Source organism: Streptomyces sp. Xyl84 (assembly GCF_059731885.1).
Genome location: NZ_AP029182.1, coordinates 509757 through 532782, shown reverse-complemented (window position 1 = coordinate 532782; position 23026 = coordinate 509757). Strand labels below are relative to the sequence as shown.

Annotated in this window: 23 protein-coding genes and 1 riboswitch; of the genes, 12 read left to right on the top strand and 11 right to left on the bottom strand. The window is 75.0% G+C overall.

Going from position 1 to position 23026, the window contains the following annotated elements:
* Window positions 1–3: 3 nt before the first annotated feature.
* From AC6I72_RS02280 to AC6I72_RS02270, 3 genes are read right to left on the bottom strand one after another with little or no spacing between them, the layout of a single operon-like run.
* Complete coding sequence (locus tag AC6I72_RS02280) at window positions 4–858, bottom strand: FAD binding domain-containing protein (RefSeq protein WP_497999035.1); 855 nt, start codon at window positions 856–858, stop codon at window positions 4–6.
* A complete protein-coding gene (locus tag AC6I72_RS02275) occupies window positions 855–3248 on the bottom strand; it encodes a xanthine dehydrogenase family protein molybdopterin-binding subunit (protein ID WP_497999034.1) in 2394 nt (797 codons plus the stop codon). Before AC6I72_RS02275 ends, AC6I72_RS02280 begins: the two co-directional genes overlap by 4 nt.
* Window positions 3245–3742: a (2Fe-2S)-binding protein gene (locus AC6I72_RS02270; protein WP_497999032.1), complete on the bottom strand. Its 498-nt coding sequence runs from the start codon at window positions 3740–3742 to the stop codon at window positions 3245–3247. The genes AC6I72_RS02275 and AC6I72_RS02270 overlap by 4 nt, the downstream gene beginning before the upstream one ends.
* Before the next feature lie 530 nt (window positions 3743–4272).
* On the opposite strand from AC6I72_RS02270, the gene AC6I72_RS02265 reads away from it, so the two are divergent.
* Both AC6I72_RS02265 and AC6I72_RS02260 read left to right on the top strand, forming a co-directional pair.
* Window positions 4273–5061 carry a MerR family transcriptional regulator gene (locus AC6I72_RS02265; RefSeq protein ID WP_497999030.1) on the top strand — a complete coding sequence of 263 codons (789 nt, stop codon included), beginning with the start codon at window positions 4273–4275 and terminating at the stop codon, window positions 5059–5061.
* Window positions 5058–6281 carry a glycosyltransferase gene (locus AC6I72_RS02260; protein WP_497999028.1) on the top strand — a complete coding sequence of 408 codons (1224 nt, stop codon included), beginning with the start codon at window positions 5058–5060 and terminating at the stop codon, window positions 6279–6281. The genes AC6I72_RS02265 and AC6I72_RS02260 overlap by 4 nt, the downstream gene beginning before the upstream one ends.
* 201 nt (window positions 6282–6482) lie before the next feature.
* Here the strand turns inward: AC6I72_RS02260 and AC6I72_RS02255 are convergent, their stop codons facing one another.
* The 4 genes from AC6I72_RS02255 to AC6I72_RS02240 form a co-directional block, all read right to left on the bottom strand.
* Complete coding sequence (locus tag AC6I72_RS02255) at window positions 6483–7712, bottom strand: glycosyltransferase (RefSeq protein ID WP_498004566.1); 1230 nt, start codon at window positions 7710–7712, stop codon at window positions 6483–6485.
* Between the two features lie 185 nt (window positions 7713–7897).
* The gene (locus AC6I72_RS02250) at window positions 7898–8746 is read right to left on the bottom strand and encodes a bifunctional 5,10-methylenetetrahydrofolate dehydrogenase/5,10-methenyltetrahydrofolate cyclohydrolase (protein ID WP_497999026.1); all 849 of its coding nucleotides are present in this window, start codon (window positions 8744–8746) and stop codon (window positions 7898–7900) included.
* Window positions 8747–8765: 19 nt separating this feature from the next.
* A riboswitch (ZMP/ZTP riboswitch) is annotated at window positions 8766–8851 on the bottom strand.
* 81 nt (window positions 8852–8932) lie between these two features.
* Window positions 8933–9190: a hypothetical protein gene (locus AC6I72_RS02245; protein WP_497999024.1), complete on the bottom strand. Its 258-nt coding sequence runs from the start codon at window positions 9188–9190 to the stop codon at window positions 8933–8935.
* The gene (locus AC6I72_RS02240) at window positions 9178–9543 is read right to left on the bottom strand and encodes a nuclear transport factor 2 family protein (RefSeq protein ID WP_497999023.1); all 366 of its coding nucleotides are present in this window, start codon (window positions 9541–9543) and stop codon (window positions 9178–9180) included. The genes AC6I72_RS02245 and AC6I72_RS02240 overlap by 13 nt, the downstream gene beginning before the upstream one ends.
* A 231-nt stretch (window positions 9544–9774) precedes the next feature.
* Between AC6I72_RS02240 and AC6I72_RS02235 the strand changes: the two genes are divergently transcribed.
* From AC6I72_RS02235 to AC6I72_RS02220, 4 genes are all read left to right on the top strand, one after another.
* Complete coding sequence (locus AC6I72_RS02235) at window positions 9775–10080, top strand: hypothetical protein (protein ID WP_497999022.1); 306 nt, start codon at window positions 9775–9777, stop codon at window positions 10078–10080.
* A gap of 117 nt (window positions 10081–10197) precedes the next feature.
* Entirely contained in the window at window positions 10198–11283 is a 1086-nt protein-coding gene (locus tag AC6I72_RS02230) for an S-(hydroxymethyl)mycothiol dehydrogenase (protein WP_497999020.1), read from the top strand.
* Window positions 11283–11912, top strand: a complete 630-nt coding sequence (locus AC6I72_RS02225) for an MBL fold metallo-hydrolase (protein ID WP_497999018.1) — start codon at window positions 11283–11285, stop codon at window positions 11910–11912. Before AC6I72_RS02230 ends, AC6I72_RS02225 begins: the two co-directional genes overlap by 1 nt.
* Window positions 11913–12033: 121 nt before the next feature.
* Window positions 12034–12948 carry an SDR family oxidoreductase gene (locus AC6I72_RS02220; protein WP_497999017.1) on the top strand — a complete coding sequence of 305 codons (915 nt, stop codon included), beginning with the start codon at window positions 12034–12036 and terminating at the stop codon, window positions 12946–12948.
* 19 nt (window positions 12949–12967) lie between these two features.
* Here the strand turns inward: AC6I72_RS02220 and AC6I72_RS02215 are convergent, their stop codons facing one another.
* Window positions 12968–13522, bottom strand: coding sequence for a hypothetical protein (locus AC6I72_RS02215; protein WP_497999015.1), 555 nt, complete (start codon window positions 13520–13522; stop codon window positions 12968–12970).
* A gap of 51 nt (window positions 13523–13573) precedes the next feature.
* Here AC6I72_RS02215 and AC6I72_RS02210 point away from each other — a divergent pair, with 51 nt between their 5' ends.
* From AC6I72_RS02210 to AC6I72_RS02195, 4 genes are all read left to right on the top strand, one after another.
* A complete protein-coding gene (locus AC6I72_RS02210; RefSeq protein ID WP_497999013.1) occupies window positions 13574–14374 on the top strand; it encodes an SDR family NAD(P)-dependent oxidoreductase in 801 nt (266 codons plus the stop codon).
* 120 nt (window positions 14375–14494) lie between these two features.
* Complete coding sequence (locus AC6I72_RS02205; protein WP_037851072.1) at window positions 14495–15193, top strand: L,D-transpeptidase family protein; 699 nt, start codon at window positions 14495–14497, stop codon at window positions 15191–15193.
* 112 nt (window positions 15194–15305) lie between these two features.
* Complete coding sequence (locus AC6I72_RS02200) at window positions 15306–15491, top strand: hypothetical protein (protein WP_366725867.1); 186 nt, start codon at window positions 15306–15308, stop codon at window positions 15489–15491.
* 312 nt (window positions 15492–15803) lie between these two features.
* Complete coding sequence (locus tag AC6I72_RS02195; RefSeq protein ID WP_497999012.1) at window positions 15804–16190, top strand: PPOX class F420-dependent oxidoreductase; 387 nt, start codon at window positions 15804–15806, stop codon at window positions 16188–16190.
* Window positions 16191–16252: 62 nt separating this feature from the next.
* Here the strand turns inward: AC6I72_RS02195 and AC6I72_RS02190 are convergent, their stop codons facing one another.
* Window positions 16253–19054, bottom strand: a complete 2802-nt coding sequence (locus AC6I72_RS02190; RefSeq protein WP_497999010.1) for an alpha/beta hydrolase — start codon at window positions 19052–19054, stop codon at window positions 16253–16255.
* Between the two features lie 298 nt (window positions 19055–19352).
* On the opposite strand from AC6I72_RS02190, the gene AC6I72_RS02185 reads away from it, so the two are divergent.
* Window positions 19353–20684, top strand: coding sequence for a glycosyltransferase 87 family protein (locus AC6I72_RS02185; protein WP_497999008.1), 1332 nt, complete (start codon window positions 19353–19355; stop codon window positions 20682–20684).
* A 117-nt stretch (window positions 20685–20801) separates the two neighbouring features.
* Here AC6I72_RS02185 and AC6I72_RS02180 read toward each other — a convergent pair whose 3' ends face one another.
* Window positions 20802–21215 carry a Zn-ribbon domain-containing OB-fold protein gene (locus AC6I72_RS02180; protein ID WP_497999006.1) on the bottom strand — a complete coding sequence of 138 codons (414 nt, stop codon included), beginning with the start codon at window positions 21213–21215 and terminating at the stop codon, window positions 20802–20804.
* A 137-nt stretch (window positions 21216–21352) separates the two neighbouring features.
* Entirely contained in the window at window positions 21353–22222 is an 870-nt protein-coding gene (locus tag AC6I72_RS02175) for a TetR family transcriptional regulator (RefSeq protein WP_497999005.1), read from the bottom strand.
* A 215-nt stretch (window positions 22223–22437) separates the two neighbouring features.
* On the opposite strand from AC6I72_RS02175, the gene AC6I72_RS02170 reads away from it, so the two are divergent.
* The gene (locus tag AC6I72_RS02170) at window positions 22438–22929 is read left to right on the top strand and encodes a flavin reductase family protein (RefSeq protein WP_497999003.1); all 492 of its coding nucleotides are present in this window, start codon (window positions 22438–22440) and stop codon (window positions 22927–22929) included.
* The last annotated feature ends 97 nt before the right edge of the window (window positions 22930–23026 follow it).

The window sequence follows — 23026 nt, the reverse complement described above, 5'->3', positions numbered from 1 at the left end:
CGCTCACCTCGCCCCGGTGGCGGCCAGGACCGCCCGCTCGGTGAGGACCCGGGCCAGGTGCGCCCGGTACTCGGGTGAGGCGGAGGCGTCCCGCGAGGGCCGGGTGCCGTCGGCCGCCGACCGGGCCGCCCGCGCCACCGCGCCGGCGTCCCCGGCGCCGGTCAGCGCCTCCTCGGTGGCCGCGGCCCGCAGCGGGGTCGCGCCCATGTTGGTCAGAGCGATCCGTGCCTCGGCGATGTGGCCGCCGTCGCGGCGGACGAGCGCGGCCACGCCGACCATCGCCCAGGACTGGGCGACCCGGTGGAACTTCTCGTACCGGTAGCCCCAGCCCTCGCGCCCGGGCACCCGCACCTCGGCCAGCACCTCGTCGGGTGCGAGGGCGGTCTGCAGGTAGTCGGCGAAGAAGTCGCGCGCCGGGACGGTGCGCCGGCCGCCCGGCCCCACGGCGACGAGCTCGGCGTCCAGCGCCAGGGCCACCGCGGGCAGGTCGCCGGCCGGGTCGGCGTGGGCGAGGGAGCCGCCCAGGGTGCCCCGGTGGCGTACGGCGGGGTCGGCGACCGTCTCGGTGGCCTGGGCCAGCAGCCCGGCGTACCGGCGCACCAGCGGGTCGTGGACCACCTCGTGATGGGTGGTCAGCGCGCCGATGACGAGCGTGCCGCCCTCCTCGCGGACCCCGCGCAGTCCCGGGATCCGTCCGACGTCGACGACCAGTTCGGGGAAGGCCAGGCGCAGCCTGAGCAGCGGCAGCAGGCTCTGCCCGCCCGCCAGGACCTTGGCATCCTCGCCCGCGTCGGCGAGGACGCGCACCGCCTCGTCGAGCGTGGCGGGCCGGACGTAGTCGAACGCGGGGGGAATCATGCCGGGACCTCCTCGTCCGCCGTCCCGGACGGCCGCGCGCCCCGGACCGCCTCCCAGACCCTCTCCGGTGTGCAGGGCATCGGCACGTCGTGCACGCCCAGCGGGCGCAGCGCGTCCACGATCGCGTTGACGACGGCCGGGGTGGACGCGATCGTGCCCGCCTCGCCGACGCCCTTGACGCCCAGCGGGTTGGAGGCCGCGGGCGTCTCGGTGCGGTCGGTCACGAAGTCGGGCAGGTCCGCCGCCGAGGGGATCAGGTAGTCGGCCATGGTGCCGGAGACCAGGTTGCCCTCGGTGTCGTACACCGCCTCCTCGTACAGCGCCTGCGCGATGCCCTGGGCGAGGCCGCCGTGCACCTGGCCCTCGACGATTACCGGGTTGATCACCCGGCCGACGTCGTCGACGCAGACGTAGGACCGGATGCGGGTCCGCCCGGTCTCGGTGTCGACCTCGACCGCGCACAGATGGGTGCCGTGCGGGTAGGAGAAGTTCTCCGGATCGAGCACGTGTTCGGCGTTCAGGGTGGGTTCCATGCCGTCGGGCACGTCGTGCGAGGTGAACGTCTCGAAGGCGACCTCCTGGATGGTCCGGCGCGCGTCCGGTGAGCCCTTCACCGAGAACACGCCGTCCTTGAACTCCAGGTCGCCCTCGCTGGCCTCCAGCAGGTGGGCGGCGACCCTGCGCGCCTTCTCCACCACCTTCTCGGCCGCCCGGTGCACCGCCGACCCGCCCACGACCAGCGACCGCGAGCCGTAGGTGTCCATGCCCTGCGGGGCCACCAGCGTGTCGCCGTGCACCACCTCGACGTCCTCGAACGGCACGCCCAGCACGTCCGCGGCGATCTGGCTCCAGCAGGTCACGTGCCCCTGCCCGTGCGGGCTGGTCCCGGTGACCACCTCGACCTTGCCGGTGGGCAGCATGCGGATGCTCGCCGCCTCCCAGCCGCCGGCCGAGTACTTCAGGTCGCGCAGCACCCGGCTCGGCGCCAGCCCGCACATCTCGGTGTACGTGGACACGCCGATGCCCAGGCGCACGGTGTCGCCGCGCCCGTTGCGCTCGGCCTGTTCCGCGCGCAGCTCCTCGTACCCGAACAGGGCGAGCGCCTTCTCGGTGGCCGCCTCGTAATCGCCGCTGTCGTAGGTCAGGCCCGCGACGGAGGTGTACGGGAACTCCTCGTGCCGGATCCAGTTGCGGCGGCGCACCTCGACCGGGTCCAGCCCGACCTCGGCGGCCAGTTCGTCCATGGCCCGCTCGATGGCGTACGTGGCCTCCGGGCGTCCGGCGCCCCGGTACGCGTCGGTCGGGGTGCGGGTGGTGAACACGCCGGTGCAGTCGAACGCGTAGGAGCCCACCTTGTAGATCGCCGGGTACATGAACGCGCCCAGGATGGGGATGCCGGGGGTGACCAGCATCAGGTAGGCGCCCATGTCGGCGAGCAGGCGGACCTTGAGGCCGAGCAGCCTGCCCTCGCGGGTCGCGGCGAGCTCGATGTCCTGGATCATGCCCCGGCCGTGGTGGGTGGCCAGGTAGCCCTCGGAACGCGACTCGGTCCACTTCACCGGCCGGCCCAGCTCGCGCGCGACGGCCAGCGCGACGGCCTCCTCGCCGTACACCTGGAGCTTGGAGCCGAAGCCGCCGCCCACGTCCGGGGCGACCACGCGCAGTTTGTGCTCGGGGACGCCGGTGACCACGGAGAGCATGATCCGCAGGATGTGCGGGATCTGGGTCGCGGAGTACACCGTGTACTCGCCGGTGGCGGCGAGCGGGGTGACGACGACGGCGCGCGGCTCCATGGCGTTGGGGATGAGCCGCTGCTGGCGGTAGCGGCGCGCCAGGACCACGTCCGCGCGCTCGCGGACCGACTCGAAGTCCTCGCCCGCGCGCAGCGTCCAGTCGTAGGCGCGGTTGGTGCCCTCGCCGGCGTGGACCAGCGGGGCGCCCTCGGCGAGGGCGGCCTCCAGGTCCAGGACGGGCGGCAACGGCTCGTAGTCGACCTCGACGGCCTCCAGCGCGTCGGCGGCGGCGTACCGGTCGCGGGCCACCACGACCGCCACCGGGTCACCGGCGTGCCGGACCTCGTCCAGGGCGAGCGGGGGATGGTCCGGGAGCACCATGTCCTCGGTGACCGGCCAGGCGCAGGGCAGCGAGCCCAGACCGCCGGCGAGGTCGCGGCCGGTGAACGCGGCCACCACGCCGGGGCGTTCGAGGGCGGCCGAGACGTCGACGCGTGCGATGCGCGCGTGGGCCATGGGGCTGCGCAGGAACGCCAGGTGCAGCAGCCCGGTGACGGAGATGTTGTCGGTCCAGGTGGTCTGGCCCGTGATCAGCCGCGCGTCCTCCTTGCGCAGCCGGGCCCGGCCGACCTCCTTCCCGACGGCCTGGCCGCTCATGCCGTCACCTCCTGCGCACGTGCGGAGCCGGCGTCCCCGGCCTCGGCGGCGGCCAGCACCGCGCGGACGATGTTCTGGTAGCCGGTGCACCGGCACAGGTTGCCCTCCAGCGCCTTGCGCACCTGCTCGCCCGTCGGGTGCGGGTTCTCGCGCAGCAGATCACGCGCCGCCATGATCATTCCCGGGGTGCAGTAGCCGCACTGGAGGGCGTGCCGCTCGTGGAAGGCGCGCTGCAACGGCGTCCACTCGCCGTCCTTCGCCAGTCCCTGCACGGTGGTGACCTCGCCGCCGTCCGCCTGGACGGCCAGCACCGTGCAGCTCTTCACGGTCATACCGTCCAGCTCGACCGTGCAGGCACCGCAGTTCGAGGTGTCGCAGCCGATCGGCGTACCGGTCAGGCCGAGCCGGTCACGCAGGTGGTGCACCAGCAGCAGACGGGGTTCGACCTCGTCCTCGTACGTCGTGCCGTCCACCGTGACCGAGATGTGGGTCATGGGCCCTCCAGAGACCGAATGGGCGTACGTGAGGGAAATCAGCGACCAGCGTGATGTACGTCACTCTATGGCCGGGCTCCAGGCAGGGCGAGTGGTGCGACGCGGTTCACCGGACGCCGCGACGGCGCCCGGGTCCGGGAGCACCTGCTGATCCTGACCCGCCGCGCCGGCGGGCGGGACCGCGGCCGACCCGCCCGGCAGACCGGGCGCCGGGCGGCGGGCCGCCCTTGCGCAGAGACACGGCGCCCCGCCTTGCGCGGGACGCGGTGTGGCGGGGCCGCCCCTGCGTGGGGACACGGGGGGTCTGCCTCGCGGGATGGGGGACGGGCCTGGCCTCGCCTGGGGGCACAGGGGCCTGCCCTTGCGCGTGATGCGGGGGGCGGACCTGCCCTCGCGCGGGGGCGCGGAGCGGTGGGCGGGCGGCCCGTGCGGCGGGCACGGGACAGCGGTCCGCTCTTGCGCCGGCGCGGGGCGGTTGACCCTGCCCCTACGTCAGGCTTCAGTCTGTACGCCGACGAAAGGGCAGGTGAATGAGCTACTCCGTGGGCCAGGTGTCGGCGTTCGCCGGGGTGACGGTGCGCACGCTGCACCACTACGACCGGGCCGGGCTGCTGTCGCCGGGCGGCCGCAGCCACGCCGGGTACCGGCTGTACGACGACGCCGACCTGGCACGACTCCAGCAGATCCTCTTCTACCGCGAACTCGGCTTCTCCCTCGACGAGATCGCCGACATCCTCAAGGACCCGCAGGCCAACGCGCTGGAGCACCTGCGGGCACGGCAGCGCGCGCTGGGTGAGGAGATCGCCCGGCTGCGGCGGCTGGCCGAGGTGGCCGAGCGCGCCATCGAGGTCCAGCAGACCGGCGTGTCCCTCACCCCCGAGGAACGCTTCGACGTCTTCGGCGAGATCACCTTCGACCTCAGCTACGCCACCGAGGCCCAGCTGAAGTGGGCCGACTCGGACGGACAGCGGGAGTCGATGGCCCGGGCCGCCGCGCACAGCAAGGAGGACTGGCGGCAGCTCATGCGCGAGGCCGCCGCCTGGCGCGCGGAACTGCTCGCCGCCTTCGACGACGGCGAGAGCGCCGACGGGGAACGGGCCATGGACCTCGCCGAGGAGCACCGCCTGCACATCTCCCGCTGGTTCACCTCGTGCCCGCCCGCCATGCACCGGCGCATCGCGGACGACATCGTCGCCGACCCGCGCGCCTTCGCCCTCGTCGTCCCGCCCTCCCAGCAGCGTCCCGGGCTCGCCGCCTACCTGGGCAAGGCCGTGCACGCCAACGCGGCCCGCCGCACCGGACCCGGGGAGAACCGATGAGGATCCTGATCGCCGCGGCCGGATCGCGGGGCGACGTCGACCCCTACACGGGCCTGGGCGCCGGACTGCGCCGGGCCGGACACGAGGTCGCCCTGGCCGCCCCGGACGCCTTCGCGCCGCTGGTCCGCCGCGCCGGCCTGGAGTTCCGCGGTCTGCCCGCCCGCCCCGAGGCCCGGGGCGACGTCGCGGGCCGGCGGGGACTGATGCGCAGCGCCGCCGCGTTCGTCACCGGGCTCGCGCGGGGCTTCGCCGACGTGGTGGACGACGACACCGACCTGCTCGTGCTGTCCACCACCACCGCCCCGCTCGGCCGGCACCTCGCGGAAGCCGCGGGCATCCCGAGCCTCGACACCCACCTCCAGCCCACCACCCCGACCGGCGACTTCCCGCCCGTCGTCGGCGGCACCCGCTCCCTGGGGCGCCTCGGCAACCGCGCCGCGGGACGCCTCGGGCTGCGGATGGCCGACCGCCTCTACACCGAGGCGGTCGCCGGGCTGCGGCGCGACCTCGGCCTGCCCCCGCTGGGCCCCGCCGCCGCGCGCCGCCGGCAGGAGGCCGCGGGCGGGCCGGTCCTGCACGGCTTCAGCGAGCACGTCGTACCCCGCCCGGCCGACTGGCGCGCCGGGCTGGAGGTCGTCGGCAACTGGTGGCCGTACCTCGACCCGGAGGCGCGGCTGCCCGCGGACCTGGAGGACTTCCTCACGGCCGGGCCGCGACCGGTGTTCGTCGGGTTCGGCTCCATGGCGGGCGGTGACGGCCCGCGGCTGACCGAGCTGACCGTACGGGCACTGCGCCGGGCGGGGCTGCGCGGCGTCCTCCAGTCCGGCAGCGCGGGGCTCGACGCCGCCGGGGACGACGTCCTGACCGTCGGGGAGGTGCCGCACGCCCTGCTCTTCCCGCGCGTCGCCGCCGTCGTGCACCACGCGGGCGCGGGAACCTCGGCGGCGGCCCTGCGCGCCGGGGTGCCCTCCGTGCCGGTGCCGGTGGCGGCCGACCAGCCCTTCTGGGCCGCCCGGCTGGCCGCGCTCGGCGCCGCCACCCGGCCCGTGCCGTACGCGGCGCTGACCGCCGAACGGCTGGCCGACGCCCTCGGCCGCGCCGTGGGGGACACGGGACACGCGCGCGCCGCGGCCACCGCCGCCCGCCACCTCGCGGCCGAGGACGCGGTGTCCCGCACCCTCCGCACGATCGAACACCTGGCCGCCCACGCGGGACGGTGATCAGGCGGCCACCGCGCCCCGGCGCACGGGCTGCCGCCTCCGGGGGCCCGGCGGGCGGACGCTGCCCGCCTGTGCCCGCCGGCGGCCGCCGCCCCGGCGGTCGTGGGGGTGCCGCCGGTCGCCGGGCGGGCCGCGCCGGTGTGCCGGCCGGTCCTCGGGTGGGGCCCGTCAGCGTGCCGGCCGGTCCTCGGGTGGGGCCCGTCAGCGTGCCAGCCGGTCGACCGCCTCCAGCACCGGGCCCACGCCGTCCTCCGCGCGGATCCGGGCACCCAGGCGCTCCGCCCGCCGCCGGTGCGCGGTCTCGCGGGTGGCCCGGGTGAGGGCCGCGGCCAGTCCGTCCGCGGTGACGCCGCGCAGCGGGACCGCGCACGGGGCCACCCCGAGGGAGACCAGGCGCTCGGCCCAGAAGCCCTCGTCGAACTGGACCGGCAGCGGCACCGCCGGGACCCCGGCGCGCAGCCCGGCCGCGGTCGTGCCCGCTCCCGCGTGGTGTACCACGGCAGCCGTCCGCGGGAACAGCGCCGCGTGCGGCACCTCACCGATCGTCAGCATGTCCTCGCCCGCCGCCGCGAGGCCGCCCCAGCCCCGCTGCACCACCCCGCGCAGCCCGGCCAGGCGCAGCGCCCGCACGATGGTCCCGCTCAGCCGGGCCGGGTCGGGCACGGTGGCGCTGCCCAGCCCGACGAAGACCGGCGGCGGCCCCGCGTCCAGGAACTCCCGCACCCGCGCCGGAAGCCGGTCGTCGCGGTCGTACGGCCACCAGTAGCCGCACACCCGCAGCCCGGGCCGCCAGTCACGCGGCCGGGGCACCACCAGCGGACTGAACCCGTGGAACACCGGAAGCCGCAGCCCCGCCCGGATCCGGCGGGTGGTGCCGAGACGGGCGGGCGGCAGCCCCAGCCGGGCCCGGACGGTCGGCACGGCCGCCGAGAAGACCCGCTCCATCGCGAGGTTCACCCCGTGGCCGGCGAGGCGGTTCGCCGCCGCCCCCCAGTGACCGCCGCCGAGCAGCGGCGGGGCGAACTCGCGGGTCGGGGAGAGCGGTTGCAGGTGCGTGCCCATGCTGGGCAGGCCCAGCGCCTCGGCGATGGCGTGCCCGACCGGCCCCAGCGACCCCGACAGCAGCAGGACGTCGCTCTTCTCGGCGGCGGCGACCAGGTCGTCCGTCATCCGGGCGAGCGCCGCCCGGACCAGCCCCACGGCCCGCAGCATCTTGCCCGCGTCCGTCGCGCTGCGGTGCAGGCCCCGCCCGCGCGTGGACTCCAGTTCGGCCCGCGGGTCCACCGGAAGCGGGTGGAAAGCGAGGCCCGAGCCCGCGACCAGCGGCTCGAAGCACGCGTGGGTGACCACGGTGACCGCATGGCCCGCGCGGGCCAGGCCGTGCCCCAGTCCGGTGAAGGGGGCCACGTCTCCCCGGGAACCCGCCGTCATGATCGTTACGCGCACGTCGGCCAGTATGGCCGCGCCGCCGCCCGCCACCGGCGAACGACCCGTCCATGTCGGCGCGCCCACCCGCGCAGCCGCAGGGGCACCACCGGCGCGCACGGGCGCCCGGCCGTCCCCGTGAGACCCCGGGCCGCCGGGCGGCAGGCGGCCCGGGGCGCCCGGACGAGCGCTCAGACCCCCAGTTGCCGGGCGGCGGCGTCCACGGTCTGCTCCAGGAGCGTCGCGATGGTCATCGGGCCGACCCCGCCCGGCACCGGCGTGATCAGCGAGGCCCGCTCCACCGCGGAGTCGAAGTCCACGTCCCCGACGTTGCCCGCGTTGTAGCCCGCGTCGATCACCACCGCGCCCGGCTTGACGTCCTCGCCGCGCACCAGCCGCGGCCTGCCCACCGCCGCCACGACGATGTCCGCCTCCCGCACCACCGACGACAGCTCCCGGGTCCGCGAGTGGCAGTACGTCACCGTCGCGTCCCGGGCCAGCAGTAGCATGCCCACCGGCTTGCCGAGGATCGCGCTGCGCCCGACCACCACCGCCCGCTTCCCGGCCGGATCCACCTCGTAGGCGTCCAGCAGCCGCAGGATCCCGCCGGGTGTGCAGGAGACGAACCCGGGCAGCCCGAAGCTCATCGCGGCGAACGAGGCGAAGGTGACGCCGTCGACGTCCTTCTCGGGCGCGATGGCCTCGAACGCGGCCCGCTCGTCGATGTGGTCGCCGACGGGGTGCTGCAGCAGGATGCCGTGCACCGCCGGATCCGCGGACAGCGACCTCAGCGTGCCGGCCAGCTCGTCGGTGCCGGTCGTCGCGGGCAGTTCCACGTGCCGGGAGGCGATGCCCGCCGTGCGGCACCGGTTCTGCTTCATCCGGACGTAGGTGACGGAGGCGGGGTCCTCGCCCACCAGCACCGTCGCCAGACACGGCGGGGTGCCCGTGCGGGCGGTGATCTCGGCGGCCTTGCGCGCGGTCTCGCCGACGATGCGCCGGGCGAGCGCGGTGCCGTCCATGAGGCGGGCCTGGGACATGTCCACTCCTGAGCGTGCGACGGATCGCCCAGGCGCGCGGCTGTGACTTCGGCTGGGGCCGCTCCCCGGTGGTGCTCCACCTCAGCGCCAGTCACGGCCCGGCCCCACCCTATGCCAGGAGGGACCGGGAGACGGCGGGGGAGGCGGGCCGGGCGGCGCCGCGGACCGCGCCCGGGGTGCGGACCCTCACCGGCGGCGGCCGTGGCGGGCGCGCGGGGTACGCGCCACAGGGGTACGCGCCACCGGCGTACGGGTACGGTGCCGGGCCGCGCGCAGCAGCGACCGCAGCAGGACCGCCGGCACGGACCTGGCCGCCGTACCGGCCGGGCCGGTGCGGCGAAGCAGCGGGGAACGCGCCTGCCCCAGTCCGGCCCGGGCCGAAAAGGACCAGGTCAGCCGGGAGCTGACCTGGAACCTCGCGGTCCTCCTCGTCACTCGTCCCATGCCTGGATCATGATCTGGTCGGTGATCTTGCCGTCGCGCAGCGAGACCATGGACTCGGCGAGCACCCGGACGCCGTCCGGATACGCGCAGGACTCGGCGTACGCCGCGCGGTCGCCCTGGACGACGCACTGCTCCAGCCGGTGCGTCATGTCGCGGCCGTAGACGTCCTCCAGCATCGAGCCGATCTCCGCACGTCCTCTGAGGACCTTGGGGTGGCTCGGCTGGGAGTCGCGGTCCACGATGCGGATCTCGGCGTCGTCCGCGTAGAGCGACAGCAGAGTGGACGCCGTGTGCCCTTCGATGCCCCGGCGCAGCGCACCTGTGTCGAAGGCGGGACCTGCCGTGGTCGCCATGGTGGCCTCCTGGGAGGAGCCCCGGGGCCTCCGGGCCCCGGACAGCGGCCCTTCACGGGCCTCTCCTTCGAGCCTCCTCCGGCACGCCGCACCCGGCAAGCGCGGCCGCCCGCGCGATGCCCGGCACCCCGCCCGCCCCGGCATCACTGCGCGCGGACGGCCGCTCGCCCTGACGGGTGAGCGGCGGCGGGGGCCCGTGTCCGGCCGGGGCCCGGTGGCGTTGCTGAGGGCATGATCTCCACTCGACGTATCGTCGCCGTCGCCTCCCTCGCCGTCTCGGTCGCGGGACTCGCCGCCCTGCCCGCGAGCGCGGCCGACTCGGCCGTCCCGGTGGTCGGCCGGGCGGTCCCCACCGGCCTGCTCGACTCCCTCGGCCGCACCGGCATCCCCGCCGGCCGGCAGGGCGAGGTGCCCCCGGTCTCCGAGCAGCTGTCCTCGCTCCACCACGTCCAGGACCTCAACCAGCTCAGCCGGCTGAACGCGGTCACCGGCCTCGTCTCCCCGCTGTTCGGACTGGTTCCCGCGGTCCAGTACTGAGCCACGCGCCGGTGTGCGGCGACCGGGTGGCGGCGGCACCGGACCGTGTGCCGCCGCCGTCCGGTCACGGCGTAGGGTCGCAGGGACGGACAACGGCCGACGGAAGGGACCACCACCATGGCGCAGGAAGTGCGCGGCGTGATCGCACCCGGGAAGAACGAACCCGTACGGGTCGAGACGATCGTCGTGCCGGACCCGGGGCCCCAGGAGGCCGTCGTACGGGTCCAGGCCTGCGGCGTGTGCCACACCGACCTGCACTACAAACAGGGCGGCATCAACGACGAGTTCCCCTTCCTGCTCGGCCACGAGGCCGCGGGCATCGTCGAGTCGGTGGGCGAGGGCGTCACCGATGTCGCGCCCGGCGACTTCGTCGTCCTCAACTGGCGTGCCGTGTGCGGCGCCTGCCGCGCCTGTCTGCGCGGGCGGCCCTGGTACTGCTTCGACACCCACAACGCGCGGCAGCGGATGACCCTCACCGACGGCACCGAACTCTCCCCGGCCCTCGGCATCGGCGCCTTCGCGGAGAAGACCCTGGTGGCGGCGGGACAGTGCACCAAGGTGGACCCGGCCGTCTCCCCGGCGGTGGCCGGACTGCTCGGCTGCGGAGTGATGGCCGGCATCGGCGCCGCCATCAACACCGGCAACGTCGGCCGCGGCGACTCGGTGGCCGTCATCGGCTGCGGCGGCGTAGGGGACGCGGCCGTCGCCGGGGCCCACCTGGCGGGCGCCGCGAAGGTGATCGCCGTCGACATCGACGACCGCAAGCTGGAGACCGCCCGCACCATGGGCGCCACGCACACCGTCAACTCCAAGGACCACGACCCGGTCGCCGCCGTCCGTGACCTCACCGGCGGTTTCGGCGCCGACGTCGTCATCGAGGCGGTCGGCCGCCCGGAGACCTACCGGCAGGCGTTCTACGCCCGCGACCTGGCCGGCACCGTCGTCCTGGTCGGCGTGCCCACCCCGGAGATGAAGCTGGAGCTGCCGCTGCTCGACGTCTTCGGGCGCGGCGGCGCGCTGAAGTCGAGCTGGTACGGCGACTGCCTGCCCTCCCGCGACTTCCCGATGCTCATCGACCTGCACCTGCAAGGGCGCCTGCCGCTGGACAAGTTCGTGTCCGAGACCATCCGGCTCGACGAGGTGGAGCAGGCGTTCGAGCGGATGCACCGCGGCGACGTGCTGCGCTCGGTGGTGGTGTTCTGATGGCGGCCCGCATCGAACGCCTCGTCACCAGCGGGCAGTTCACCCTCGACGGCGGCACCTGGGACGTCGAGAACAACGTGTGGATCGTCGGCGACGACCACGAGGCGATCGTCATCGACGCCGCCCACGACGCCGAGGCCATCGCCGCCGCCCTCGGCGAGCGCCGGCTGACCGCCATCGTCTGCACCCACGCCCACAACGACCACGTGAACGCCGCCCCGGCCCTCGCGGACCTCACCGGCGCGACGATCTGGCTGCACCGCGACGACCTGCCGCTGTGGAGGATGACCCACCCCGGCCGGGAGCCCGACGAGCACCTGCTCGACGGACAGGTCATCGAGACGGCCGGAGCCGATCTGAAGGTCCTGCACACCCCCGGCCACGCGCCGGGCGCGGTCTGCCTGCACGACCCGGGCCTCGGCGTCGTGTTCACCGGCGACACGCTCTTCCAGGGCGGCCCGGGCGCCACCGGCAGGTCCTACTCCCACTTCCCGACGATCATCGACTCCATCCGCGACCGCCTCCTCACGCTGCCGCCCGGGACCAAGGTCCTCACCGGCCACGGCGAGGGCACCACCATCGGCGCGGAGGCCCCGCACCTGCAGGAGTGGATCGACCGCGGTCACTGACACGCCCGGCACCGCCCCCGGGTGAACCCGCGCCGAAAGGCGACAGGAGATGTCCGGCTTCCACGCGACGCTCGACGAGCACACCGCACACGAGAGTCACGAGAACCACAGGAGGCCGGACATGTCACGTCCACTGGAGGGCAGGGTCGCGCTCGTCGCGGGCGCCACCCGGGGAGCGGGCCGCGGCATCGCGGTGGAACTCGGCGCCGCCGGGGCCACCGTCTACGTCAGCGGGCGCACCACCCGCGCCCACCGCTCGGAGTACGACCGCCCCGAGACCGTCGAGGACACCGCCGACCTGGTCACCGAGGCCGGCGGACACGGCATCGCCGTCCCCACCGACCACCTGGACCCCGGCCGGGTGCGCGCGCTCGTCGACCGCATCGCCCGCGAACAGGGCCGCCTCGACGTCCTCGTCAACGACATCTGGGGCGGCGAGAAACTCTTCGAGTGGGACACCCCCGTGTGGGAGCACGACCTCGACAACGGCCTCAGACTGCTCCGGCTCGCCGTGGAGACGCACGCCGTCACCAGCCACCACGCCCTGCCGCTGCTGCTGCGCCGGCCCGGCGGCCTCGTCGTCGAGATGACCGACGGCACCGCCGAGTACAACCGGGACACCTACCGGGTCAACTTCTTCTACGACCTCGCCAAGGCGTCCGTCCTGCGGATGGCCTTCGCCCTCGGTCACGAACTCGGGCCGCGCGGCGCCACCGCGCTCGCGCTGACGCCCGGCTGGATGCGCTCGGAACTGATGCTCGAACACTTCCAGGTCTCCGAGGAGAACTGGCGCGACGCCCTGGAGCACGTGCCGCACTTCGCCATCTCCGAGACGCCGCGTTACGTGGGCCGCGCCGTCGCCGCCCTCGCCGCCGATCCCCGCGTGGCCCGCTGGAACGGACGGTCCCTGTCCAGCGGGGCCCTCGCCCGGGAGTACGGCTTCACCGACCTGGACGGCAGCCGCCCCGACGCCTGGCGCTACCTCGTGGAGGTCCAGGACGCGGGCAGACCGGCGGACACGACCGGCTACCGCTGACCGGCGCCAGTACGCCCCGTCACCGGCCGCCGGCCGTCGCCGGCGGCTGGCCCGCGGTCACCGGCCAGCGGGCCGAGTGACCCGGCGGCAGCGCGAGATCGGTGCGTACGGCCGCGTAGTACTCCTGGCGCGCGGCGCGCTGGCGCTCCAGCAGCTGTTGCCACGCCTCGGGTTCGCGCCGCTCCTCGCGCAGGAACCGTTCCATCTCCATCACCACAAGGACCCACCCCCGGGCCTTCTCCACGACCTGCGGGCTGCCCAGCATGATCAGTGCCTCACCGGCGGGATCGCGGGCCAGGACGGCCTCCGTCAGCAGCGGCTCGGCGTCGGAGAGGGGCAGCGGATGCGGGTGCGGGTCGTTGCCGAGGTGGGCGGCCACCCGGTAGGTCAGCGTGACCGACGCCTTCAGCGACCGGGCGTAGTCCGAGTACACCGCCAGGCGCCGCTCCTCCCAGCGCGTCGCGCGCTCCCGTTCGGACCGGACGCGGTCGCTGCGCACGACCGCCAGGTACGAGCCGAGCGCGCCGATCACGACGCCTATGAGTGCGGGGAGTTGCTGCATGAACGCCGACATGCGGTGCACGCTATCTGCCGGGCCGGACGCGAGGGCAGTAGGTTCTGGCCCATGACGGACACGAGGCGTTTCCAGGGGCACGGGGTGCTCGTCACCGGGGCGGCGCGCGGCATCGGCGCGGCCGTCGCGCGGCGGCTGGCCGAGGAGGGGGCGCGGGTCCTGGTCACCGACGCGGACGGGGCCGGGGCGGAGAGGACCGCGGCGGCCCTGGGCGAACGGGGGCTCGCCGTCCGGGCGTCGGCGTGCGACGTGGCGGACCGGGCCGCGGTGGAGGCGGCCGTGGCCCACGCGGTGGACGCCTTCGGAGCGCTCGACGTCCTCGTCACGTGCGCGGCCCACTGCACGCCCGACACGCCCCTCTTCGAGGACGGCACGGACGAGGCGTGGGAGCGCGACCTCGACGTCACCCTGACCGGCGTCAACCGCTGCTGGCGCGCCGCGCTGCCCCACCTGGCCGCCTCCGGCCGGGGCGCGATCGTGGGCATCGGCTCGGTCAACAGCCTCCAGGACTTCGGCAATCACGCCTACAGCGCGGCCAAGGCGGGCCTGGTCTCGCTCACCCGCACCCTCGCCGGGCACGCCGCCGGGCGCGGGGTCCGCGTCAACCTGGTGGTGCCCGGCACCGTCCGCACCTCGGCCTGGGAGGGCCGGGAGGACGACCTGGAGCGGGTCCGCGGCCTGTACCCGCTGGGCCGGGTCGGTGAACCGGAGGACATCGCCGCCGCCGTCGCCTTCCTCGCCTCGCGCGACGCGGCCTGGATCACCGGCACCACCCTGACCGTCGACGGCGGTCTCACCGCGGTCAACACCGGGTTCCACACGGCACTGCACGCACCCCGCCGCACCGGCTGAGCGCCCGTCGAGTGTCACCGTTCCGTCTCGAAGTGAGCCGCTCTACAACCGGAACGTCCGCCCCGCGGTCTAGCTCTCCGACACCACGGACATATGGACCAACCGAGGGGGAAGCCCGCCATGAGGCACATGGCCAGACGAGGAGCCGTCGTGCTCGGCGTCACCGGACTGGTGGCGCCGCTCGCGCTCGCGCTCGGTACGGCTCCGGCGCAGGCGGCGACGAGCTGCACGACGTCGACCGGGCCGTACCAGAAGAAGGTCGAGAAGTTCCTCGGCCGTCCCGTCGACGGCCGGCAGTCGGCCGCCGACTGCAAGGCGATCAAGGCATTCCAGAGCAAGCACGGCATCACGCCCACCATCGGGTACGCGGGCCCGGTCACGTGGGGCGTGATGGATCTCATGAACAAGCAGAAGGCCGTCGGGAAGAACCCGAACAAGGACGGCAGGTGCCCGACCGACAAGGGCCGGATAGCCTGCGTGAACCTCACGCTCCAGCTCAGCTGGATCCAGGACGGCAAGCGGCTCGTGTACGGTCCCGTGCCGGTGCGCACCGGACGGGACAAGTACGAGACCCGCACCGGCCTGAAGAAGATCTACTGGCGGCACATCGACCACGTCTCGACGCTGTACCACGTGAAGATGCCCTACAGCCAGTTCTTCGACGGCGGTCAGGCGTTCCACTCCGTGGGCGTGAGCATGTGGAACCCGCCGGGCTCGCACGGCTGCGTCAACATGACGTCGAAGGACGCCAAGAAGTACTGGTCGCTGCTGCGGAAGGGCGACGACGTCTTCGTCTACGGCCGCAAGCCCGGCACCTGAGAGGAAACGGTGCGGGAGGGGCGGGCCGGCTCCGGCCGACGTGATGAGCAACACGGTCCGGTATGTCCGAATCGGTCCTGCTTACTCACAACGTCTTCACGTCCAGCGGCATATGCTTCACAGCATGTCCACCACTGTTGAAGCCGCCTCCGAGCGATCGGCCGCGGAGGTCAACGAGGAGATCCGTGCCCTGTGGCGCCGGTCGGGCGGGACACTGACCACCGAGCAGCGCGAGGAGTACCAGCGCCTCGTCTTGGAGTGGGCCATGGCCGCTCCGGACTCGGACCAGGCGGCCTGACCCGCCACCCGTCCCGGTCGGTGCCCTTGGGCCCACTGGGCACCGGCCCCCCTCCGCGGTCTTCCGTGACCTGCCTTTCCGTCCCTCCCCGCCCCGGCCGTCCGTGCCGGGGCGCCTCTGTCTCACCTCCCGGCCGTCCGGTGCCGGGACGCCCTGTCCTGCCTCCCGCCCCCAGCCCGGGCGCGCCGCGCGAGCCAGGCGCCGGGGTGGCACGGTGTCCAGGGGGAGGAGGCGGGCCGGGCATCCCGCGCGGGGTTCGGCGGCGCGTGTGCGCCTGGGGAGTGTTTCCCGGCACGCCCTAGGATGCCGGGCATGGACGAGAACCTGGTGGCTCGGCTCGGGGCCGGCAAGTACGTGCTGATCACCAGCTACCGCAGGAACGGAACCCCCGTGGCCACCCCGGTGTGGGTCGTGCGGGACGGTGCCGCGCTCGGCGTGTGGACGGCCGCCGGCTCCTGGAAGGTCAAGCGGATCCGCGACCGCGCCGACGTGCTGGTCGGACCGTGCGATGTGCGCGGGAACCCGACCGGTGACCAGGTGCCGGCGACCGCCGAGATCTGCGACCGGGCCACCACCGCGCGCTACCGGGGCCTCATCGCCCGCAAGTACGGCCTGATCGGCCGGCTCACCCTGTTCGGCAGCCGGCTGCGCCGGGGCGAGCGGGGGACCGTCGGGATCCGGGTGACCCCCACGCGCTGACCCGCGCGCGGGAACCACCCGGTGGTGGACCCGACGGCCCCTCGGAGACGTCGAGGACCGCCCTACGAGGCGTCGAGGACCGTGCCCGTCAGCACCGGGGCGCCCTCGTGCACCTCCCCGTCGTCGTCGGTCAGCTGGAAGCGGACCTTCTCGGGCTGCTCCTTCACCTGGTCCCTGACCGTGGGCAGGATCACCTCGGTGCTCCGCTGGCCCGCCGGTACGGCGACCCACAGGTACAGACCGTCCAGGGCGGACAGCGGACGTTCCGGGTCGGCAGGCTCACCCGTGGTCTCCTCCAGCCACCGCGGGTCGACGTCCTTGGTGGACAGCTCCGGGCCGTCCGTCACGGGGCGGACGGCGAACACGGCCCCGATGTCGGAGTCGGCCACCGCGGACAGGTTCACCCGCCACCGCAGCGGCTCGCCCTCGGTGACCCGGTCGGCCACCGGCGTCACCGTGACCGTCGGCTGCGGGTCGTCGTTCTCGGCCGTCACCCCGCCCCGGTGGGCGCCGACCACCGCGCCGTGCACCGCCTTGACGGCGATGTCGTTCGGCAGGTCCTGGCCGTAGCGGGTGTTGCCCCGCACCCGGACCGGGACGTCGATGTCGTGTCCGCCGGGCCGCACCGTCACCAGCCGGTCCGTCGCCTTGTACGTCAGCGGGTCGATGACGTACAGCCGCACCTGCCCGCTGCCGTGCCCCGACACCCGCACCGGCACCCGGTAGGTGCGCACGCCCGAGTCGCCCTCCTTGACGGTGAGCCGGCCGATGTCGACGCGGGGCAGCGCGGCCGGGCGGACCGGCGCCGTCCCCGGCCGCCAGGCCCACGCGTCCATGAGCCAGGCCTGCCCGGCACGGGTGCGCGGGGTCAGTTCCAGCGTCGCGATCCGCCGCAGGTCCAGCTTGCCCCGGACGGCCGCGGTCAGCGGGACGCGCACCTCGCGCGCCCAGAAGGAGGCCGTGCGGCCGGTGCCGGGCAGACCGTCGACGCGGACCCGGCCGAGCGCCGCCCGGTGCCCGGAGGCGTCGGTGACGGCCACGTCCAGCTGGGTGCCGGTGGTGTTCGGCGGCACGAACACGCGCAGCGCGAGCTGCTCGGCGCCCTTCAGCGACACGGGGGAGCCGGGCCGGATCCGCACGGCCGAACCGGCGGCGGACCAGCGCAGCGCCACCGCGCGGCGACCGCTCTCGCGGTCGGTCTCCCACTGCGCGAAGTGCGGGGAGCCACCGGGCGTCTTCTCGGGGAGACAGGCGGCGGACGGGGACGGGTCCACCGCCGAGCACAGCCGGCCGGCGCCGGTCACCGTGACCGGGCCGTCGGGGAGCACACCGCCGGCGCGGCCGGCGCCCACGGCGTGCGTGAGCACCCGCGCCGGGTCGGCGGAGGGCGCCCGGACGCCGGTACCGTCCAGCAGCGGACGCACCCGGTCGTCCCCGGCGACGAACAGCCGGGCCGCGGCCGCGATGTAGGTCGCGCCGGCCCGGTGCTGCTGGTCCGCGGTCAGGCGGGTGGCGGCACCGGGGGAGCAGACCGCGTCACGCTGGTCGGGGTCGTCGTAGAAGTCGTCCTCGGCGGGCGCCTGCGCCTTGCCCGGGGTCCACTCGGTGTTGAAGAAGTTGTGGTCGGCGCCGACCACGTACACGGCGCTGTGCAGGGCGGTGCCGCGGCTGACACCGCGGGTGCCGTCGACGTAGACCTCGCCCTGCAGGTCGGAGACGTCACCGTCGCAGCCGGGCAGGATCGTCGTGGACGGGACGTCGGCGACCGGATTCTGGCCGAAGATCGTCGGGCCGATCAGCACGGTGCCGCTGATGTGCCACCGGGTCCTGCCGTGGTAGCCGTCCTGGTCGGCGGGCGGCGGGTAGAGGCTGTCCATCGCGGCGCGGTTGACGCCCTCGCCGCCGCGCGAGTGCCCGACGAGCAGCACGCGCGACAGGTCGGCGCGCGGTCCGCGGCGTACGGCGTCCGGGGCGGAGGCCGGCTGCGCGGCCCACTCCGCCCAGCGCGCCAGGTGCTGCCGGACCAGCGAGGAACGGGCCTGGGCGCCGCCGTCCTCGGCCGACCAGTCCTGCCCGTTGATGCCGTTGGCCGAGATCGACACGGTGACATAGCCCTGGGAGGCCAGCAGCTTCTGGTCCTGGAGGTAGCCGCGGTGGCTCGGGATGGGCAGCATGCCGGCCGGGCAGGGCCAGTCACCGCCGACCTCGTCGCTGTGCGGCTTGTAGCACGGCGCGTGACGGCCGTGCAGGAACAGCGCGAGCGGGCGGCGGCCGGTGGCACCCTGGGGCGAGACCACCACGGCCTGCATCTCCACGGGAGCGGGGAAGCCGGGCAGCCGGACCGGCTTGAGCTGGTACTCACCGCTCGTGGTGCGGTACGGACCCGGCTTGCCCGGGTCCACCTCGCCGGCGGGGAGCGGGGCGGGGGGCCGCGCCGCGGTCAGGGCGCCGCGCCCGGGCACGTGCGCGGTGCCCGGGGAGCCCTGGGCGTCCAGCCTGCGTCCGGCCGCGCGTACCTGAAGGTCCTTCAGACCGCGGGCCGGCACGTCGTCCAGGCCGAGACGGAACGTACGGCCGTCGTCGCCGGGCCGCGGACGGCCGAGCAGCCGGTCGCCCGCGTAGAACTCGACGCGCGCGTCCCCCATGGGCACCGCGCTCTCCGAGTGCCACTCCAACTGCCGTGCCGGGCCGGAGCCGGTGACGCGCCAGCCGGGCGGGAGCCCGGTGTCGCTGTCACCGGCGGCCGTGAACGGCCGTGCGGCGGACGGCTGCCGGGCCGGTGCCGCTCCGGCCGCCGCGGGCGCGGCCCCCGCCATGGCGAGCAACGCCACGGCGGTGATTCCTATTCGCCGGGCACGGATCAATGGTCCCCTCCTCGGAACACGGACTTCCTCCACTACGTGAACTCGGGCGCCCCGTCGGTCCCGGGGGCCACTCGTGTCCCGGAGGACGGGGCCGGCCGGCTGTGGGTTGCCTGTGCGACGCGGCCGGCCGGCGGCAGCGACGTGATCACGCCAGTCGGGACACCGCGCGGTGCCGTCCGCGCCCGCCTGACGCGATCACGCCAGTCGGGGTACTGGTCGGTGACGTCCGCGCCCGCCGGTCGTTCCTGGGAGGAGACGGAAGAGCGGAGCCGGAACCGGGCGGGACGGGGCTGATGCCGTGAAGGAACTGGCGGGCCGGGCGGCGCGGAAGAGGTTCGCGGAGCGCGGCCGGGCGGCGGGGAAGGGGTACGCGGACCGCGGCCGGGCGGCGGGGGAGTGGCTGACCGCCCGCGCGGGCCGCTGCCTGGCCGGATCCCTGGCGCTGTACGTGCTGACCGCCCTGGTGCGTCCGGCCGAGCCGCTGGACCTGAGCGTCTACCGCCGGCTCGCACCGTACGTGCTCTCGGGCGGGCTCTACGACCACGTGGTGCGCACCGGGCCGCCCATCCCGGAACTGCCCTTCACCTACCCGCCGTTCGCCGCGCTGGTCCTGCTGCCGCTGGCGCACCTGCCCTGGACGGCGGCGATCGTGCTCTGGCGGGCGGCGTCCCTGGCCGCCGTGCCCGTCATCACTGCGGGCGCCCTGCGGCTGCTGTTCCCGCGCCCCGGGGGCCGTATCCGCGAGCGCGCGCTGCTGTGGGCGGCCGCCGCACCCTGGCTGGAACCGGTGCGCCACACCCTGGACCAGGGCCAGATCAACCTGCTGCTCGGCGCGGTCGTCGTCGGCGGACTCGTCCACTGCCGCCGCACGGCGGCCCGGGGAGGCGCCGTCGCCCTGGCGGCGTCGCTCAAGCTGACCCCGGCCGTCGGCGGCCTGTACCTGCTGGCGACCCGGCAGTGGCGGGCCGCCGCGTGGGCGGTCGCCGCCGGTGCCGCGGCCGCCGGGCTCGCCTGGTGCCTCGCCCCGGGCGAGTCGGTGCGCTACTGGTCGACGCTCGTGACGGACACCCGGCGCGTCGGACCGGTGTGGTCGGTGCGCAACCAGTCCCTGCGGGGCGCGCTCACCAGGCTGCTCGGACCGGAAGTGACCGCTTCGGCGCTGTGGTGGGCGGCGCTCGCCCTCGTCAGCCTGGCCGCGGCCGGCGCCCTGCGCGCCGCCCTGCGGCGGGACGACCCGCTCGGAGTCCTGGTCACGGTGGAGCTGTACGGGCTGCTGGTGTGTCCCGTCTCCTGGAGCCACCACTGGATCTGGTGCCTGCCCGCCATGATCTGGCTGGCGCACGGACCGCACCGCAGACACACGCTGAGCCGGCTCGCGCTCGTCCTGTGGGCGGCCGCCACCGGCGCCCGCCTGGTGCCCCGCCTGACCGGCGTCGAGGACCGGCTGGCCCTGCCCGGCCCGTACCCCTGGCCGCTGGCCTGGCCCGGATGCGTCTACGTCGTCTGCGCGCTGCTCACGCTCCTCGCGCTCGCCCGCACGGCCCGGGGCACCCGGCCCCCGGACCGGGACGAGCCCGTCCGCGCCGACGGGCGGTCCCCGGCCCGGGCCGACGGCTCGCCGCTGCCCTGACGGGGCGGGAGGGACGGCGCTGCCCTGACGGCGCGGGACGGACGGTGGGCGGTGGAGGTGCGGCAGGGGGCCGCGGTGCCGCCGGGGCGGAGCAGGCGCCGGGCCTGCCTGCGGCGGTCAGCTCCAGGCCCGGAACGGCTCGTCCAGCAGCTGGAAGACCGGCTCCCCGCGGACCGGATCCTGCGCGGTGGTCAGCCGGACCCGGTCACCGCCGTGGATGCCGATGAGCGGGCCCATGACCCTGCCGCGCACGACGAACCCCTCACTCATCTCTATCAGCGACACGTTGCGCGCGGCGGGTGTGTTGCGGTGCACCACCGTGGCGTGCCGTACCGTGCCGGTGCCCGCGCTGCGCTCGGTGCGCAGGTCGCTGCCCCGGCACACCGGACACAGCAGCCGCTGGTACATGGCCGTGCCGCACCAGGTGCAGCGCTGGAAGCAGAGCGCTTCCCGGTCCCCGGCCCCCGGTTCGAGGAGGCCGGTCGCGGAACCGGCTGCCGGACGCGTCGCGTTTCCTGAAGCGTGGTACACGCTGGTCAACTCCCTGCACTGGGCCGGAATCCGGCGCGCGCGGGGAACCCGTGCACGCCCGTGCGCGGTCCGCGGTGCCACCGTGCACGGCGACAGGTTATGGCACTCAGTGCCAGACGTAAAGGCACTGCGTACCATCATCTCGTGTCGGTCCGGCCCGGGGGCTCCTCGCCGAACGCCGTCTCGATCTCCCGCACCACCTGCCACAGCGGAGCCCCCCGCCGCGCCGCGACGACGACCACCTCCCCTTCCCGCGCCGCCCGTTCGGCGGCCCCGGCCGGGCCCCCGTCCCCGTCCGTGTCCTCACCCCCCGCCTTTCCCGGGCCGGCGGCCGGGGCGGGGGCGGCGGGTTCGCCGGGGGCGGCGGGTGCCTCCGGGGCGGAGGAGGCGGGCCCGAACACCTCCCGCACATGGTCCAGCGCCCGGTCCACCGCCGCGCGCGCGTCACCGCGTCCGTCCGAACGCAGCCAGGAGCGCAGGGCGTTGTTGTGCGCGGCGACCACCGCCGCGGCGATCACGTCCGCCCGCAGCGTGCCGTCGTCCCGCCCGGCGAACCGGTCGCGCAGATACCCGGCGAGGGCCCGCTCGTAGCGCCACACCACCGACAGTTCGTACGCCCGCAACCCGGGCACCTGCTTGGTCAGCCGGTACCGCTGGACCGAGAAGAGGGGGTTCTCCGCGTACATCAGCAGCACCAGCCGGGCCGCGTCGCAGACCCGGCGGACCGGGTCGCCGTGCCGGTCCGGGGCGGCGAGGAAGGCGGTCATGTCGGCCAGGCACCGCTCGTGGTCGGGGAAGACCACGTCCTCCTTGGACGGGAAGTAGCGGAAGAAGGACCGCCGCCCGACCCCGGCGAGGGCCACGATGTCGTCGACGGTGGTCTGCTCGTACCCCCGCTCCATGAACAGGTGGAACGCGGCCGCCACCAGGGCGTCCCGCATGGGCGGCCTGGCGCCCGCCGCCGAGGCCTTCTCGCCGCGGCCGGGCGCCGCGCTCCTGGAGCTCATGGAGGGGAACGTAGCACCCGCGACCGGCGTAAAGGCACCGGGTGCAGTGGCAGGAGGGAACTGAGTACCCTTCCGGTGCCTCCCGTCCCGTCCGCCCGGCTCTCCCGGCCCGCGCGTCCCCCCGGGCACGCGGGCCCGAGGTGTGCTGAGCTGGTGTCCTCGCAGGCGAGGACGGACGCGCGGTACACGGGGGCGGCGCGGGGAAGTGGTGAGGGATGAAGGGATTGGACGCGTTCGCCGGCAGGCTGGACCCCGACATGTACGTGGTGACGGCCGCCGCGGACGGAGAACGGGCGGGCTGCCTGGTCGGCTTCGCCTCGCAGTGCTCCATCGCCCCGCCCCGGTTCGTGGTGTGGCTGTCCAAGGAGAACCGGACCTTCCGGGTGGCGGAACGGGCGGACCGGCTCGCCGTGCACGTGCTGACCCGCGAACAGCACCCGCTGGCCGAGCTGTTCGGCGGGAGCACGGGCGACGACGGCGTGGACAAGTTCGCCCACGTCCGCTGCACGGTGCGGCCGGACGGAGCCGTCGTCCTGGACGAGGCGCCCGCCTGGTTCGTCGGACGTGTCCTCCTGCGCGCCGACGGGGGAGACCACGTGGGCTTCGTGCTCGACCCGGTGGACTCGGGCGGCCGGGGCGGTCCGGACGGGGCGCTGCTGCGCCTGTCGGACGCGCTGGACATCTCCCCGGGCCACCCGGCCGAGTGAGCCTCGGCGGGACCGGCCCGCCCCCGCCGAAGGAGCCGTCAGCGGATGCCGTCAGCAGTCAGCGGGTGCCCGGAACCGTCAGCCGTCAGCCGTCAGC

Coding starts and splice junctions, on each gene's coding strand:
- AC6I72_RS02280 (WP_497999035.1), bottom strand. CDS start 858: ATGATTCCCCCCGCGTTCGACTACGTCCGGCCCGCCACGCTCGACGAG.
- AC6I72_RS02275 (WP_497999034.1), bottom strand. CDS start 3,248: ATGAGCGGCCAGGCCGTCGGGAAGGAGGTCGGCCGGGCCCGGCTGCGC.
- AC6I72_RS02270 (WP_497999032.1), bottom strand. CDS start 3,742: ATGACCCACATCTCGGTCACGGTGGACGGCACGACGTACGAGGACGAG.
- AC6I72_RS02265 (WP_497999030.1), top strand. CDS start 4,273: ATGAGCTACTCCGTGGGCCAGGTGTCGGCGTTCGCCGGGGTGACGGTG.
- AC6I72_RS02260 (WP_497999028.1), top strand. CDS start 5,058: ATGAGGATCCTGATCGCCGCGGCCGGATCGCGGGGCGACGTCGACCCC.
- AC6I72_RS02255 (WP_498004566.1), bottom strand. CDS start 7,712: ATGACGGCGGGTTCCCGGGGAGACGTGGCCCCCTTCACCGGACTGGGG.
- AC6I72_RS02250 (WP_497999026.1), bottom strand. CDS start 8,746: ATGTCCCAGGCCCGCCTCATGGACGGCACCGCGCTCGCCCGGCGCATC.
- AC6I72_RS02245 (WP_497999024.1), bottom strand. CDS start 9,190: ATGGGACGAGTGACGAGGAGGACCGCGAGGTTCCAGGTCAGCTCCCGG.
- AC6I72_RS02240 (WP_497999023.1), bottom strand. CDS start 9,543: ATGGCGACCACGGCAGGTCCCGCCTTCGACACAGGTGCGCTGCGCCGG.
- AC6I72_RS02235 (WP_497999022.1), top strand. CDS start 9,775: ATGATCTCCACTCGACGTATCGTCGCCGTCGCCTCCCTCGCCGTCTCG.
- AC6I72_RS02230 (WP_497999020.1), top strand. CDS start 10,198: ATGGCGCAGGAAGTGCGCGGCGTGATCGCACCCGGGAAGAACGAACCC.
- AC6I72_RS02225 (WP_497999018.1), top strand. CDS start 11,283: ATGGCGGCCCGCATCGAACGCCTCGTCACCAGCGGGCAGTTCACCCTC.
- AC6I72_RS02220 (WP_497999017.1), top strand. CDS start 12,034: ATGTCACGTCCACTGGAGGGCAGGGTCGCGCTCGTCGCGGGCGCCACC.
- AC6I72_RS02215 (WP_497999015.1), bottom strand. CDS start 13,522: ATGTCGGCGTTCATGCAGCAACTCCCCGCACTCATAGGCGTCGTGATC.
- AC6I72_RS02210 (WP_497999013.1), top strand. CDS start 13,574: ATGACGGACACGAGGCGTTTCCAGGGGCACGGGGTGCTCGTCACCGGG.
- AC6I72_RS02205 (WP_037851072.1), top strand. CDS start 14,495: ATGAGGCACATGGCCAGACGAGGAGCCGTCGTGCTCGGCGTCACCGGA.
- AC6I72_RS02200 (WP_366725867.1), top strand. CDS start 15,306: ATGCTTCACAGCATGTCCACCACTGTTGAAGCCGCCTCCGAGCGATCG.
- AC6I72_RS02195 (WP_497999012.1), top strand. CDS start 15,804: ATGGACGAGAACCTGGTGGCTCGGCTCGGGGCCGGCAAGTACGTGCTG.
- AC6I72_RS02175 (WP_497999005.1), bottom strand. CDS start 22,222: ATGAGCTCCAGGAGCGCGGCGCCCGGCCGCGGCGAGAAGGCCTCGGCG.
- AC6I72_RS02170 (WP_497999003.1), top strand. CDS start 22,438: ATGAAGGGATTGGACGCGTTCGCCGGCAGGCTGGACCCCGACATGTAC.